General features: G+C 45.6%; 16 protein-coding genes. 12 read left to right on the top strand and 4 right to left on the bottom strand.

Annotation, left to right across the window (positions count from 1 at the left end; genetic code table 11):
- Nucleotides 1–49: 49 nt before the first annotated feature.
- Together AB4384_RS07225 and AB4384_RS07220 are read left to right on the top strand one after the other, a co-directional pair.
- Nucleotides 50–829 (top strand): class I SAM-dependent methyltransferase, encoded by a 780-nt coding sequence (locus AB4384_RS07225; RefSeq protein WP_017063046.1) that lies wholly within the window; start codon nucleotides 50–52, stop codon nucleotides 827–829.
- A gap of 141 nt (nucleotides 830–970) precedes the next feature.
- The gene (locus tag AB4384_RS07220) at nucleotides 971–1,561 is read left to right on the top strand and encodes a hypothetical protein (protein ID WP_017060147.1); all 591 of its coding nucleotides are present in this window, start codon (nucleotides 971–973) and stop codon (nucleotides 1,559–1,561) included.
- Nucleotides 1,562–1,673: 112 nt separating this feature from the next.
- On the opposite strand, the gene AB4384_RS07215 is transcribed toward AB4384_RS07220, so the two are convergent.
- Together AB4384_RS07215 and uspA are read right to left on the bottom strand one after the other, a co-directional pair.
- Complete coding sequence (locus AB4384_RS07215; RefSeq protein WP_372129206.1) at nucleotides 1,674–2,552, bottom strand: carboxylate/amino acid/amine transporter; 879 nt, start codon at nucleotides 2,550–2,552, stop codon at nucleotides 1,674–1,676.
- Between the two features lie 52 nt (nucleotides 2,553–2,604).
- Complete coding sequence (uspA, locus tag AB4384_RS07210) at nucleotides 2,605–3,039, bottom strand: universal stress protein UspA (RefSeq protein WP_017060149.1); 435 nt, start codon at nucleotides 3,037–3,039, stop codon at nucleotides 2,605–2,607.
- A 189-nt stretch (nucleotides 3,040–3,228) separates the two neighbouring features.
- Between uspA and ftnA the strand changes: the two genes are divergently transcribed.
- The 3 genes from ftnA to AB4384_RS07195 all read left to right on the top strand — a co-directional run bounded on the left by ftnA (nucleotide 3,229) and on the right by AB4384_RS07195 (nucleotide 5,592).
- Entirely contained in the window at nucleotides 3,229–3,756 is a 528-nt protein-coding gene (gene ftnA / locus AB4384_RS07205; RefSeq protein WP_004735556.1) for a non-heme ferritin, read from the top strand.
- Between the two features lie 68 nt (nucleotides 3,757–3,824).
- Nucleotides 3,825–4,148 (top strand): universal stress protein UspB, encoded by a 324-nt coding sequence (gene uspB / locus AB4384_RS07200; RefSeq protein WP_004735557.1) that lies wholly within the window; start codon nucleotides 3,825–3,827, stop codon nucleotides 4,146–4,148.
- A gap of 250 nt (nucleotides 4,149–4,398) precedes the next feature.
- Entirely contained in the window at nucleotides 4,399–5,592 is a 1,194-nt protein-coding gene (locus tag AB4384_RS07195; protein ID WP_102320562.1) for an NAD(P)/FAD-dependent oxidoreductase, read from the top strand.
- Between the two features lie 145 nt (nucleotides 5,593–5,737).
- Here the strand turns inward: AB4384_RS07195 and AB4384_RS07190 are convergent, their stop codons facing one another.
- A complete protein-coding gene (locus tag AB4384_RS07190) occupies nucleotides 5,738–6,631 on the bottom strand; it encodes a DMT family transporter (RefSeq protein WP_102320563.1) in 894 nt (297 codons plus the stop codon).
- A gap of 138 nt (nucleotides 6,632–6,769) precedes the next feature.
- Between AB4384_RS07190 and rmuC the strand changes: the two genes are divergently transcribed.
- The 7 genes from rmuC to tatC all read left to right on the top strand — a co-directional run bounded on the left by rmuC (nucleotide 6,770) and on the right by tatC (nucleotide 13,105).
- Nucleotides 6,770–8,302, top strand: a complete 1,533-nt coding sequence (gene rmuC, locus AB4384_RS07185) for a DNA recombination protein RmuC (RefSeq protein WP_102320564.1) — start codon at nucleotides 6,770–6,772, stop codon at nucleotides 8,300–8,302.
- Nucleotides 8,303–8,367: 65 nt separating this feature from the next.
- Nucleotides 8,368–9,147: a bifunctional demethylmenaquinone methyltransferase/2-methoxy-6-polyprenyl-1,4-benzoquinol methylase UbiE gene (ubiE, locus tag AB4384_RS07180; protein ID WP_026012235.1), complete on the top strand. Its 780-nt coding sequence runs from the start codon at nucleotides 8,368–8,370 to the stop codon at nucleotides 9,145–9,147.
- A gap of 98 nt (nucleotides 9,148–9,245) precedes the next feature.
- Nucleotides 9,246–9,851, top strand: coding sequence for an SCP2 domain-containing protein (locus AB4384_RS07175; protein ID WP_102320565.1), 606 nt, complete (start codon nucleotides 9,246–9,248; stop codon nucleotides 9,849–9,851).
- On the top strand, nucleotides 9,848–11,482 hold the full coding sequence (gene ubiB / locus AB4384_RS07170; RefSeq protein WP_102320566.1) for a ubiquinone biosynthesis regulatory protein kinase UbiB: 1,635 nt from the start codon (nucleotides 9,848–9,850) through the stop codon (nucleotides 11,480–11,482). The genes AB4384_RS07175 and ubiB overlap by 4 nt, the downstream gene beginning before the upstream one ends.
- 53 nt (nucleotides 11,483–11,535) lie before the next feature.
- Nucleotides 11,536–11,790 (top strand): Sec-independent protein translocase subunit TatA, encoded by a 255-nt coding sequence (gene tatA / locus AB4384_RS07165; RefSeq protein ID WP_017060154.1) that lies wholly within the window; start codon nucleotides 11,536–11,538, stop codon nucleotides 11,788–11,790.
- Nucleotides 11,791–11,793: 3 nt separating this feature from the next.
- A complete protein-coding gene (gene tatB / locus AB4384_RS07160; protein ID WP_017060155.1) occupies nucleotides 11,794–12,201 on the top strand; it encodes a Sec-independent protein translocase protein TatB in 408 nt (135 codons plus the stop codon).
- 148 nt (nucleotides 12,202–12,349) lie between these two features.
- Nucleotides 12,350–13,105, top strand: a complete 756-nt coding sequence (tatC, locus tag AB4384_RS07155) for a twin-arginine translocase subunit TatC (RefSeq protein WP_017060156.1) — start codon at nucleotides 12,350–12,352, stop codon at nucleotides 13,103–13,105.
- A gap of 288 nt (nucleotides 13,106–13,393) precedes the next feature.
- Here the strand turns inward: tatC and AB4384_RS07150 are convergent, their stop codons facing one another.
- Entirely contained in the window at nucleotides 13,394–14,155 is a 762-nt protein-coding gene (locus AB4384_RS07150; RefSeq protein WP_017063053.1) for a TatD family hydrolase, read from the bottom strand.
- Nucleotides 14,156–14,308 lie beyond the last annotated feature (153 nt).

The raw sequence follows: 14,308 nt of genomic DNA, 5'->3' as shown, positions 1-14,308 counted from the left end.
AACTGGTTGCCTCTTTTGTTTTGAATACTACTGTCTGTTGGAGACGACCTTGCAACTACAACTGATTTGCGAAGATGCTACCCAAATCGATCATTTGAATGACTTAGCGACCCGCTGGAACTTATCTCATGATGAAAGCAGCGATTTTGCTTTGGTACTGACTAGTGAGCGACTTGAGCTACGTAAAGTCGATGAGCCCAAGCTTGGCGCTATCTTTGTTGATTTAGTGGGAGGCGCAGTTGGTCACCGACGTAAGTTTGGCGGTGGTAAAGGTCAGGCGATTGCCAAAGCAGCTGGTTTAAACAAAGGCGCAACGCCAACTATTCTTGATGGTACTGCAGGCTTAGGGCGCGATGCGTTTGTGTTGGCTTCTCTAGGTTGTAAGGTGCAAATGGTCGAGCGTCACCCCGTTGTGGCCGCACTGCTTGATGATGGCTTGCAGCGAGCGCAACAAGACCCAGATATCGGTGGTTGGGTAACTGAACGCATGAAGTTGATTCACGCATCCAGTCACGATGCTTTAGACAAGCTCAGTAACGATCCTGACTTTGAACAACCTGATGTGGTGTACCTCGACCCTATGTACCCACACCCAGAGAACAAAAAGAAATCGGCTCTGGTCAAAAAAGAGATGCGCGTATTCCAATCTTTGGTGGGTGCCGATCTGGATGCTGATGGCCTATTTGAGCCAGCGATGAAGTTGGCATCGAAGCGAGTTGTGGTTAAAAGACCGGATTACGCAGCTTGGTTAGACGAGCAAAAACCGAGCATGGCGATCGAAACCAAAAAGAACCGTTTTGACGTCTATGTGAAAGCATCAATGACTTAATTGAAGCATCAATAACTTAGATACACGCTAAGAAAATTTCCCGTCATAAATACGATAAATTGCCATTTAACACTTGCGATAGTCGCGTTACAGATGTATATCTAACTAAGAATTATTATTATTCTTAGCTGGAGTTGAAGCATGGCTAAACGCTTTTGTAAGTTAAACCGTCGAGATATCACCGAACACTTGGGCGAGATCCACAGCTTAGTGACTGAACCTAAGTTCGTGTGTCGTTCTTGCGCGCGTTCTTCGGCGGATCAAGCGAATCTATGCAAACCCACCGCAATTCCACCTCTTGGTTGTCAAAACAAACCCGTTGAAGAGAAAGTCGCATGCGGCCTGCTAGCGGAAACATTACCTGCACCAGAACTGTCGCTTGCGGAAATCAACGAGGCAATTGAACCGAGCGTACAAATGTTCGATCCAGCCGCCGCTGATATGGCCCCTGAGCTTGCCAAAAAAGAAGCCGCACAGAAAAAAGCCAAGCTGAAAAAACTGATGGCGAAGGCGAGCGGTGATGAGAAAGCTGAACTCAAACAAGCGAAGAAAGCGGCTAAGAAACAAGAGAAGTACAATAAGAAACTGGCGAAGATGATTAAGAAGCAGCAAAAGCTGTTTAAGAAAAGTCAGAAGCTGGAAAGTGAATTGGAACGAATCAACCTACAACTTGATGATGTTGCCTTCACTGAAACCAAGACTCAGGTAGTGAGCCACAATCAAATCCACTGAAGTTGATTTGAATGGTTTATTGCTACAGCGATGATTTAAAAAGAGCGACCTTAGGTCGCTCTTTTGCTTTTTGGGGTTATCCGAGCTGACTCATGTAGCTCGTTCAAATCAGCTAAGCGTTGCTTGCGGATCTTGCTACGCGCTTCTTCACCCACGTCTCATTGACGAATAAAGAGAATAAGATAACGGCGCCACCAATAGACAAGCGAACCAAATCGACATCTCTGTTCCAAATCAGGATATTCACCACCAGACCAGCAGGAACCAAGGCATTGTTCATCACTGCCAGCGCGCCAGCATTCACCATGCACGCGCCTTTATTCCACATAAAGTAACCCAGCCCCGACGCAATCAAGCCAAGGTAGATCAGGATTCCCCATTGAAGTGTGGTGGTGGGCAGTTTCTCTGGGTTGCCTAGTAGCATGAAAGCAACGGAAGCGACGCATAACGCCCCTAAGTAGAAGTAACCAAATACGGTTCTCTGAGGTAACTCGGTCGATTCCTTCTCCATTATCACCTTATAACCCACCTGACCAATAGCAAAGCACAGGTTAGCGCCTTGTACGACAAGGAAACCGACTAAAAAGTTGTCATTGATGCCAGCAAATTTAATGAATACCGCGCCCAGCACTGCAATAGCGGCGGTCACGAGATACCAAGGTGAGAATTGCCCTTTGAGAAAGTCATAAATAAGCGTGACGTAAATTGGGGTAAAGACGGTAAACAAAAGGACTTCAGGTACGGACAGCAGTAAGAAAGATTGATAGTAGAAGCAATACATCAGCCCAAGCTGAATACCACCAATCGCCATCAATTTGCCGATCAGTTTGCGCGAGACACCGCGAAACTTAAGAAAAGGAAGAAACACGATGCCGGCAAGGGCTACGCGCATTAGTACAGAAAACCAAGAATCAACCTGACCAGCGAGGTAAACGCCGATCAGGCTAAAGGAGAAGGCCCATAGGAGGGTAACACCAGCTAAATAGCTCATAGTAAAACTTCGTTAATAAGATATGAGCTGTATGTTACCTAACCTTAAATCATTAGTCTTCTGAATCTCTTAGAGGCACGACCAGCATATCAACCGGAGAGGCGTTGATCAGTTGGCGTGTTGAAGAGAGCAGCTTGCTCCAAAAGTCTTGATGGTGACCGCAAACCACGAGATCAACATTGAACTCGTTGATGGTGTCACACAGCTCATGACTCAAATCACCACTGCCTACTAGGGTATGGGTGATCGGGTATTGGGCGTGCTCCGCAAAATTTTGCAGCTGAATACGAGACGCTTCCATCGCGTTGTGCTGGGTTTCGGCCATGTTGATATCAATCAGGCCGGTATACAGCTCTGCGTAGTTAATATCGATATGGATAAAAGAGACTTTGGCTTCCAATGGCTTAGCCAATGCTACCGCTTTATCCACAATTAATTTGCTGTCTTCTGATAAATCGACCGCGACCAAAATATGTTTGTAACTCATATCGCTACCTCCTTTATTCATTGTCTGATTTAAGATTAGCACTATGCGATGGTTTTTTTTGCTGAAGTGATCTCATATCCACTGTCTTGCGTAATGACAGCTCGAAATATTGGTTAACTAATGGCCTGCGAGATATTCATTAAATAGTGATATAGTAGAGAAAATTGAGGATGTAATTAGGAGTCTTAAATGCTGTCAAAAACTATGGTTGAGCAACTGAATGATCAAATTAACCTAGAATTTTTCTCATCCAATCTATACTTACAAATGAGTGCTTGGTGTGAAGACAAAGGATTTGAAGGTGCAGCAGAGTTTCTGCGTGTTCATGCAGTAGAAGAAATGGAACATATGCAGCGTCTTTTCACTTACGTAAGTGAAACAGGTGCAATGCCAATTCTAGGTGCGATTGAAGCGCCAAAACATGAATTTGATAGCCTTGGTGCAGTGTTCCGTGAAACTTATGAACATGAGCAGATGATTACTCAAAAGATCAACAAACTGGCTCACGTTGCTTTCAGCACACAAGATTACTCAACCTTTAACTTCCTGCAATGGTACGTTGCAGAGCAACACGAAGAAGAGAAGTTGTTTAAAGGTGTATTGGATAAGCTAGAGCTTGTTGGTGAAGACGGTAAAGCACTGTTCTTTATTGATAAAGACCTAGCGCAATTGGCAAAAGATGGTTCATCTTCAATTATGGAAGCTCCTGCCGTTTAGGTAGTACGGGAAAGACACTGATTATCTTTTTCTTTTGAGTTTTCTTATGAAGATGTAGGGAGGAAAGGATGATCAGCGGCGACACTATTCTATTTGCACTAATGGTTGTGACTTGCGTGAACTGGGCGCGATATTTTACTGCGCTAAGAACACTCATTTATATAATGCGAGAAGCACATCCTCTACTTTATCAACAAGTAGACGGAGGTGGATTCTTCACAACTCATGGCAATATGACCAAGCAGGTTCGCTTGTTTAGTTACATCAAAAGCAAAGAGTACCACCATCATCACGACGAAGTGTTTATGTCGAAGTGTGATCGCGTAAGACAGTTGTTTATACTTTCTTCCGCTCTGCTGGGTGTAACGTTGCTGTCTTCTTTCATCGTCTAAGTTATTTAGTACGTGTGAAGTAGAGTTTAGGTTTTGGTGTAAAGCTTCGGTTGTTGGTTCGCTAAGCCAAGTAGTGGTTTTGCTGCTGTCTGCAAATTGTACAATTGAACATCAATTGCAAAGTTTAAAATTGCCGCTAGAATAGCGAGCAATTAGTAAGGATGTGCTGTTTATGCACATCCTTTTTTATTGATGGCATTTCGAGAACAGGGCGTACTCGAGGTGCAAAAGTGAAGAAAGCAGAACCCCAATGAGTGAAAAGTTTGATGTAATCGTAATTGGTGCGGGCGCCGCGGGCTTAATGTGTGCTGCGGAAGCGGGTAAACGTGGCCGACGAGTGCTGGTGGTTGATCATGCAAAGAAACCAGGCAGAAAAATTTTAATCTCAGGTGGCGGCCGTTGTAACTTCACTAACTATGATGTTTCAGCCAACAACTTCCTATGTAACAACCCTCACTTCGTGAAGTCAGCCTTATCTCAATACACCAACTGGGATTTTATCTCGATGGTGAGCAAGTACGGTATTGAGTTCGAAGAGCGAGACCACGGCCAATTGTTCTGTGTGAATGACCACACTGCAAAAGACATCGTGAGCATGTTGCTTGAAGAGTGTAAGCAGGCGAAAGTTGAACAGCGCTACCGTTGTGATGTTCACTCCATCGAAAAAACAGACGCTGGCTTTAAGATGCACCTTAATACCGACGAAGTTGAGTGTGACTCACTTGTCGTGGCGACGGGCGGTTTATCGATGCCGAAACTAGGCGCGACGCCATTTGGCTATAAGATTGCCGAGCAGTTTGGCTTGTCTGTGATGCCGACTACAGCCGGTTTGGTGCCATTTACTCTGCATAAAGAAGACAAAGAAGCCTTTGCTGAGCTTTCAGGAATCGCGATTCCTGCCGAGATCACCGCGCAAGACGGCACCTTATTCAAAGAAGCGTTGCTGTTTACCCACCGCGGCTTATCTGGTCCTTCGGTATTGCAAATTTCTTCGTTCTGGAAAGCGGGTCAATCGGTTTCGATTAATCTAGTACCAGAAGCTGATGTGACTGAGTTGTTGGCGAACTCTCGTGAGAAGCATCCAAATCAGAGCTTAAAGAACACATTGGCAAAAGTATTACCTAAGCGTTTTGTTGAGGTATTGATTGACCGTAAAGAGCTGGAAGACAAACCGCTTAAGCAGTTCAACGAAAAGCAGCTTAATGGCATTGTTGAGCATCTAGAAAACTGGAAAATCGCACCAAATGGCACAGAAGGTTACCGTACGGCGGAAGTTACTCTTGGTGGCGTTGATACCGATCACCTCTCTTCAAAAACCATGGAATGTAAGAACATCAAAGGCTTATTCTTCGTTGGTGAGGTGATGGACGTAACGGGCTGGCTTGGTGGTTACAACTTCCAATGGTGTTGGAGTTCAGGCTTTACTGCTGGTCAGTGGGTTTAAGCTTTTAGCTTACTCACTAGATTTTAAATTATATAAAAATGGCGAGTTATACGACTCGCCATTTTTGTATCTAACATTGTGCTCTAGCTCTAGATTCGACTTTATCGATAGCTTTTCGTGCTCAATTGAATCTTTTAGCTCTTATTTACGCCGGTTTGTTTTTTGAAAACTTGATCTGCTGGATAACAAGGCCGGTAATGATCAGTACCAAGCCAAACAGGGTCGCTGGGTGAATCTCTTCGCCGATAATCGTGGAAAGTAGCATCAACGAGATAAACGGTGAGGCAAAAATCAGATTGCTGATACGCGCTGTGTTGTTGGTCAGTTTTAATGCCGAGAGCCACAAGACAAAGGTAATGCCCATCTCGAACAGGCCTACGTAAGTCACAGCCATCCAACCTTTTGCTGTGATTTGACTAAAGCTCTCGCCTTCGTAAAGGGTTAAACCGATCGCGAAAGGTAATGCCACTAAGAAACCAAGCAATACGCCAATCACAGGGTCAGCCTTGTTTTTGGTGTTTAGAATCCAGTATCCCGCCCAAAGCAGAGTAGAAAGCAGCGCCAGTGCCACACCGAGTGGGCTATCGAACTGCATGCCTAACACATCGCCTTTGGTGGCAATAACTACCACACCCGCATAGCTGAAGGTACACGCAATCCAATCTTGCTTACGAATCTTTTGCCCCAGAAAAACCGCCGCCATTAAGGTTAGCGTGATAGCCCAGCTGTAGTTGATGGCTTGAGCTTGAGAAGCGGGCAGCAGGTCGTAGGCTTTGAATAGAATCAGGTAATAAGCCAATGGGTTAACCAAGCCGAGCAGCAGGTAATACCAAGGGTTTGAAAGGAACGTTGTACTCAGCTGAGAGAGCTTACCTTGAAAGGCGCAGACTGCGATCAGCGCAATCGACGACACAATACTGGCAATGGTCAGCATTTGAATCGGTGAAAACTCAGCAAGGGTCAGCTTAAAAGCAGTAGCGACCGTTGACCACAGCAGTACTGCGGAAAGGCCAAAGCCCAAGGCACGACGTTCGTTCATGGCAACTCATTCTAATTTGATGGGACAGAATACGGAGCGCCTAGTCTATCTGTCGAATTTTAATACGGCAAACTGGACATTTATCCAGTATCAAAATACCATTTAATGAGTTATTTCAAATTAGGCTAAATCATTATCATGCAATGGATTATCGAACATCAAGCACCGCTTATTGCTGCTATTTCTGGCGCGCTCGTCAGCGGCGGTGTGGTGGGTTGGTGGATCAAACAGAAGTTCTCTTTTCAACAGCGACTTCTTGAACAGCAGCTAGAGTCCGACCGTTTGCTGCATGAATCTCAACAATCTCAGCTCAAGTCCTCGCTCGCAGAGGCGCAACAAGAGCTTAATGAGTTGGATGATGACCGAGACAAAGCGGCATTCGAGCTCAAGCAGGCGCACGGTAAGGTGATGGCTGCAATGGAAAAACTGCGCTACTTTGAGGCGGTAAAGCAAGAGCGCCAGCAGTACGCTGATGAGATCAATGTGCTTAAAGATCATAAGTCTGAATTAGAAGCCGAGCTGCGCGAGCAAGAAGCAAGGCATGACCAAGAAAACCTCGCCAATAGCGAAAAGCTGCAGTTGCTAGAGCAAGCTGAATCACGACTTAAGCAGCAGTTTGAATTGTTAGCGAACCAACTGTTTGAAACCAAAACCGCCAAGGTTGATCAGCAGAACAAGCAGAGCCTAGAAGGTTTGTTGTCACCTTTGAGAGAACAGCTAGAAGGTTTTAAAAAGCAGGTTAACGACAGCTTCAGCCAAGAAGCCAAAGAGCGTCATACTTTGGTGCATGAGCTTAAAAACCTGCAGCGTCTTAATGAGAGTATGACGCGTGAAGCGGTGAACCTGACTCAAGCGCTAAAGGGTGACAACAAACAACAAGGTAACTGGGGCGAGGTGGTGCTGGCTCGCGTGCTTGCTGAATCAGGACTGCGCGAAGGCCACGAATACCAAACGCAAGTGAACCTGCAAAACGATGCGGGCAAGCGTTATCAACCGGATGTGATTGTGCATCTGCCACAAGACAAGCAAGTGGTGGTCGATTCAAAAATGGCGCTGGTGGCATTTGAACGCTATTTCAATGCCGAAACCGATCAGCAACGTGATGCTGCATTACGTGATCACTTGGCTTCATTGCGCGCACACATTAAAGGCTTGAGCCAGAAGGATTATCATCAGCTCAAAGGCATACAGAGCTTGGATTACGTGTTGATGTTTATTCCGGTAGAGCCTGCGTTTCAGGTGGCGATTCAAGCCGACCCTAGCTTAGTTAAAGATGCGATGGAGCAAAACATTATCTTGGTCAGCCCAACCACCTTGCTGGTGGCACTGCGTACCATTGATAACTTGTGGCGCAACGATAGACAGAACCAGAACGCACAGGTTATCGCGGAACGTGCGAGCAAGCTTTACGACAAATTACGCCTGTTCGTTGATGATATGGAAGGTCTTGGCAGCTCATTAGATAGAGCCAACCAAAGCTACCAAGGAGCGATGAATAAGCTATTGACTGGGCGTGGCAATGTGATCCGTCAGGCGGAAAGCTTCAAGCAACTCGGTGTTGAGGTGAAGAAACCGATTTCGGTAGGCTTGGCTGAAATGGCGCAAAATGAGGCTTTTTCAGAAAATGCCTCCTTAGTAGAAAGACAACCCGCTGAGGATAAAGTAAACTAATCGGCCGCAGCGCCTCTAAACACGGAGCGTGCTGTCGATGAGAACTTACCATGGTAGATAACAGCATTATGGACACAAGCGTGCAGACAAATTCAGCAGTAGAGTCAGAAACCACACACTTTGGTTTCGAAACAGTCGCGAAAGACGAAAAAGTCGCGAAAGTAGCAGAGGTATTTCACTCTGTAGCCGCTAAATACGACATCATGAATGACTTAATGTCGGGTGGTGTTCACCGCTTGTGGAAGCGATTCACGATTGATTGCAGTGGCGTTCGCCCTGGTCAGCGTATCCTAGATCTTGGTGGTGGTACTGGCGACCTTACTGCGAAATTCTCGCGTATCGTTGGTGAAAAAGGCCACGTGGTTCTTGCTGATATCAACAACTCAATGCTGAATGTTGGCCGTGATAAGCTGCGTGATAGCGGCATTGTTGGCAACGTACACTACGTACAAGCGAACGCTGAAGAGTTGCCATTCCCAGATAACTACTTCGATTGCATTACGATCAGCTTCTGTCTGCGTAACGTAACCGATAAAGACCAAGCGCTGCGTTCTATGTACCGCGTACTTAAGCCGGGTGGCCGTCTGTTGGTTCTTGAGTTTTCTAAGCCAGTGCTTGAGCCACTATCAAAGGTTTACGACGCATACTCTTTCCACCTGTTGCCAAAAATGGGTGAGTTGATTGCTAACGATGCAGACAGCTACCGTTACCTTGCAGAATCTATTCGTATGCACCCAAATCAAGAGACTTTGGAAGGCATGATGCAAGAAGCGGGCTTTGAAAATACAAAATACTTCAACCTAACGGGCGGCATTGTTGCGCTGCACCGCGGTTACAAGTTCTAGTCGAGCTTGGTAGCAGGCTCGCTGAGCGTGCTAAACAATAAGAATAAAGATAGAACGGATAGGTTAAGGCTTATCCGTTTTCAAAGGTAAGGACAGTCATGCCACTTGATCCATTGGTAACCGCGGTTATTGAAACCTCTTTAAATACTTTCGTGAACGATGATCCAGCACTGGTTCGTCGTTTGTCTCGTTTAAAGGGGCAGATCATTCAAGTCAATTTGAAAGAGTTGAATAAAACACTCACTTTCGTTTTCAGCCAACAGATTGATGTGTTGTCAGAATACGAAGGGCAGCCTGACTGCTACCTATCTTTGAACCTATCGGTGTTACCTGAACTGCGTGAGCAATCGAACATCACCAAGCTGATCAAGCAAGATAAGCTGATCTTAGAAGGTGATATTCAACTGGCTCAGAAATTCGCTCAACTGATGACAGACTGCAAGCCTGATTTGGAAGAGTGGTTATCGCGCGTAACGGGTGATGTGGTTGCGCATACCTTGGTGCAAGGCGTTAAAAACGTCGGTGGCTTTGTAGCAAAACAGGCAACTAAGCATCAAAATCATGTTGCTCAAGTTCTGACTGAAGAGTGGAAGATCGCACCTGCACCGTTAGAAGTCGCGCATTTTTGCGACCAAGTTGATGACGTAAAAAGCTCTGCTGCTCGTCTTGAAGCTAAGTTGAACGCTCTGTTGGAGAAAGCATGACCCCAGCAGAACTGAAACGTCTTTATCATATTATCAAGGTACAGTTGGAATACGGCCTTGATGAGTTGATGCCGGAACACCAACTGACTAAAGCCCCTTTGTTGGCGCGAAAGTCACTGTTTTGGCTCAAGAACAAGCATCAAGATAAAGAGTTGGGTCATCGCTTGCGCCTTGCGCTGCAAGAACTTGGTCCAGTGTGGATCAAGTTTGGACAGATGATGTCGACACGTCGTGATCTGTTCCCTCCTCATATCGCCGATCAGTTGGCGTTGTTGCAAGACCAAGTTGCGCCGTTTGATGGTCAATTGGCGAAGCAAGATATGGAAAAGGCGTTGGGTGGCAGTTTAGACAACTGGTTTACCGACTTTGATATCGAGCCACTGGCTTCTGCTTCTATTGCTCAGGTGCATACCGCAAAGCTTAAAGAGAGCGGTCGCGAGATTGTTCTGAAGGTCATTCGACCTGATATTCGCCCGGTGATTGACGCAGATCTAAAACTGATGCACCGAATGGCGCGTATAGTCGCTAAGTCGCTTCCTGAAGCACGTCGTTTGAAACCGGTTGAAGTGGTTCACGAGTACGAGAAAACGTTACTTGATGAACTCGACCTGCGCCGTGAGGCGGCCAATGCCATTCAACTGCGACGTAATTTTGAAGGCAGTGAAGAGCTGTATGTTCCAGAGGTTATCCCTGATCTAAGCAGCGAAACCCTGATGGTGTCAGAGCGAATCTATGGTATTCAAGTCTCCGATATTGAGACGTTAAACTCCAACGGCACCAACATGAAATTGCTCGCGGAACGCGGTGTGACGGTATTCTTTACCCAAGTATTCCGAGACAGCTTTTTCCATGCAGACATGCACCCGGGCAACGTATTTGTTAACCCAGAGAATCCAGATAACCCTCAGTGGATTGGTTTGGATTGTGGCATTGTCGGCACGCTCAACAGCGAAGATAAGCGCTATTTAGCAGAGAACTTGTTGGCTTTCTTCAATCGAGATTACCGTAAAGTTGCCGAGCTGCACGTGGATTCGGGGTGGGTGCCACACGACACCAACGTCAATGATTTTGAGTTCGCGATCCGTATGGTGTGTGAGCCAATCTTTGCAAAACCACTTGGCGAGATCTCATTTGGCCATGTGTTGCTAAACTTATTTAATACAGCAAGACGTTTCAACATGGAGGTTCAGCCTCAGTTGGTACTTCTACAGAAGACCTTGTTGTATGTGGAAGGCCTAGGTCGTCAGTTGTATCCGCAACTTGATTTGTGGGCAACCGCCAAGCCTTTCCTTGAAACCTGGATGATGAATCAGGTGGGGCCGCAAGCTGTGATCAACGCAGTAAAAGAGCGCGCGCCATTCTGGGCAGAAAAACTGCCAGAGCTGCCAGAGCTACTTTATGACAGCTTGCGCCAAGGTAAAGCGATGAACCACAGAATGGATCAGCTTTATCAAGGTTACCGAGATAGTAAGCGTCAGCAAGCAACTGGAAAGTTTTTGTTTGGCGTTGGAGCCACTTTAGTCGTATGCTCCGCAATATTAGTTTCAAGCCCTTATGAGCAGCTATCTATGGGCTGTGGCATCGCAGGTGTCACATTTTGGTTGCTTAGTTGGCGAGCTTACCGTCGTTAGACAGTAGACTCTCTTAATATTTTTATGTGTAGACAGACCCGAGGACAATGACAATGGGTGGTATCAGTATTTGGCAACTTCTAATCATTGCTGTAATTGTAATTTTGCTATTCGGAACAAAGAAACTGCGCGGTATGGGTGGTGACTTAGGTTCAGCGGTTAAAGGCTTCAAAAAAGCGATGAGCGATGAAGACAAGCCTGCAGATAAGAAAGATGCAGACTTCGAACCAAAGAATATTGAACAGCAGAAGACAGAAGCTCACGCTGAAACAACTGCTGAAACAAAGAAAGACAAAGAGCAGGCGTAAATCGTGTTTGATATCGGTTTTTGGGAACTGGTATTAATATCTGTCGTTGGGTTAGTGGTTTTAGGGCCTGAGCGTTTGCCCGTGGCGATTCGCAGTATTTCCAAGTTTGTTGGACAAGCGAAAAGCATGGCAAACAGTGTGAAAGATGAACTTTCTCATGAGCTTAAGGTGCAAGAGCTGCAAGAAAACCTACGCAAGGCGGAAAAAATGGGTATGGAAGATTTATCTCCAGACCTTAAAGCGTCAGTCGATGAACTCAAGCAGGCCGCTGCTGAGGTTCAACGTCCGTATGCTAAGCCTGAGTCTGATAAGCCAAGTGAGACTAAACCTAGTGTCATGGAAACTGTGGAATCTGAAACCATTCAGGTCAACAGCGAAGCTTCAGCACCGTCAGATAAGAAAGCCGAATAGTCTCGCAAGGAGGAGTCGCCGGATACTTGATTCGCTAGATGTTTAAATAGATATCTATTCAAGTAAATAACTATTCAAGTGGATACCAATTCAACTGGATAGATACACGCGCGGCTCCTTTTCGATCTTCCTGTTTAAGAGGTTTGACATGTCTTCGACTGAGCAGACACAGCCTTTAATTAGCCACCTTCTAGAACTACGTAATCGCCTACTACGTGCGATTGTCGCGGTGCTAGTGATATTTGTCGGGCTAATTTATTTTGCTAATGATATTTATGAATTCGTATCAGCACCTTTGGTAGATCGTCTACCGGAAGGGGCGACGATGATCGCAACCGATGTTGCATCGCCATTTTTCACACCGCTGAAATTAACCTTGATCGCGTCTATATTCCTCGCGGTTCCGTTTATTTTGTATCAGGTGTGGGCTTTTGTTGCTCCGGGTTTATACAAGCATGAAAAACGCTTGATCATGCCGCTATTGGCTTCAAGTTCATTGCTGTTTTACTGTGGTGTGGCGTTCGCTTACTTTATTGTATTCCCGTTGGTATTTGGCTTTTTTACGGCCATATCATTAGGGGGAGTAGAGTTCGCAACCGACATCTCAAGCTATCTTGATTTTGTACTCGCGCTGTTCTTTGCTTTTGGTATTGCCTTTGAAGTGCCTGTTGCGATTATCTTGTTGTGTTGGACGGGGGCAACAACGCCTCAATCTCTGTCTGAAAAGCGTCCTTACATTGTGGTGGGTGCTTTCATCATCGGTATGATGCTGACACCACCAGATATGATCTCGCAAACACTGTTGGCGATTCCAATGTGTATTCTGTTTGAGATTGGTCTGTTTTTCGCACGCTTTTATACGCGTAAGCCAGATGCGGATGAAGAGGAAGAAGCTGAATCTTGATTCGGAATGCTTCAGTAAAAATCACATAATAAAAAAGCGGCCTAGGGCCGCTTTTTTATTATGTCTGTTTATCGAATCTTTAACTGATAGCCACAGTTCTGACATATATAGGGCTCTTTGATGCCCAAAATTTTATGCCATAGGGTTCGATGTTGACGTTGTAAGTGTTGTGAATGGTCACACATAATCAACTACCTCTATATGCAGGTGGTTGATACTATACATGTCACTTAGCTTTCTCAAATAAATTCAGGAAAAATCCGTAATAATTACTTATTAATAGATTTGTCATAAATTAAACAATGCCTTAGCATTTTTGGTGGTTATGTTTTCGACTTCTTCAAGGGTAATTCCGCGTAATTCGGCGATGCGTTTTGCTACTAATTCTGTGTAGGCTGGTTCATTGCGTTTACCGCGATTCGGTGTTGGTGCCAAGTATGGGCAATCTGTCTCTAGAATGACGTAATCCATATCGAGATGTGGGATCACCTTGTCCATCCCAGAGTTCTTAAAGGTCGAAACGCCGCCTAAACCTAAATGAAAGCCTAGCTCGTTGATCGCTTGAGCTTCCTCTAAGCTGCTACCAAAGCAGTGGAATACCCCGCGTAAGCTGCCATCTTGTTCTTTACGAAGTAGGGCAAGTGTCTCTTCAATGGAATCACGAGTGTGGATCACCACAGGTAGATCAAGCTCTTTTGCCCACTGCAGTTGAGTCACAAACGCCATCTCTTGTTCAGCCTTGAAGGTTTTATCCCAGTACAAGTCGATACCAATCTCACCCACGGCGATAAAGTCATGCTTATCAAACCAAGCTCGAATGGTTTTGAGGGTTTGCTCGATATTCGCATCCACATAACAAGGGTGTAAGCCCATCATTGAACGGCACACATCAGGAAACTGCGCTTCCGTTGCTAACATTGGTTCGATAGATTCTAAATCGATGTTCGGCAATAGAATGGTATCAATCCCTTGAGCCAGTGCGCGCTGCACAACTTGTTCGCGGTCTTCATCGAATTCGCTCGCGTAAATATGAGCATGGGTGTCGATCATTGTTTTGTCCTGAAAGCGGTCTTTACTGAGTTGTCATGAGTATACGGCAGTGTGAGGAGAAGGTCATTTTTTGCCATTTATCCCTATTTTTGATTGGGTTTCATATTTTACTGCTAGCGTCCTGAGCCATCAGTGATATGCTTTTGCCTGTAT

The sequence above is a fragment of the Vibrio sp. 10N.261.51.A4 genome (assembly GCF_041471945.1).
GTDB lineage: Bacteria > Pseudomonadota > Gammaproteobacteria > Enterobacterales > Vibrionaceae > Vibrio > Vibrio crassostreae_C.
Note: the sequence above shows the minus strand (reverse complement) of the source record. Positions and strands in the feature narration are given on the sequence as shown.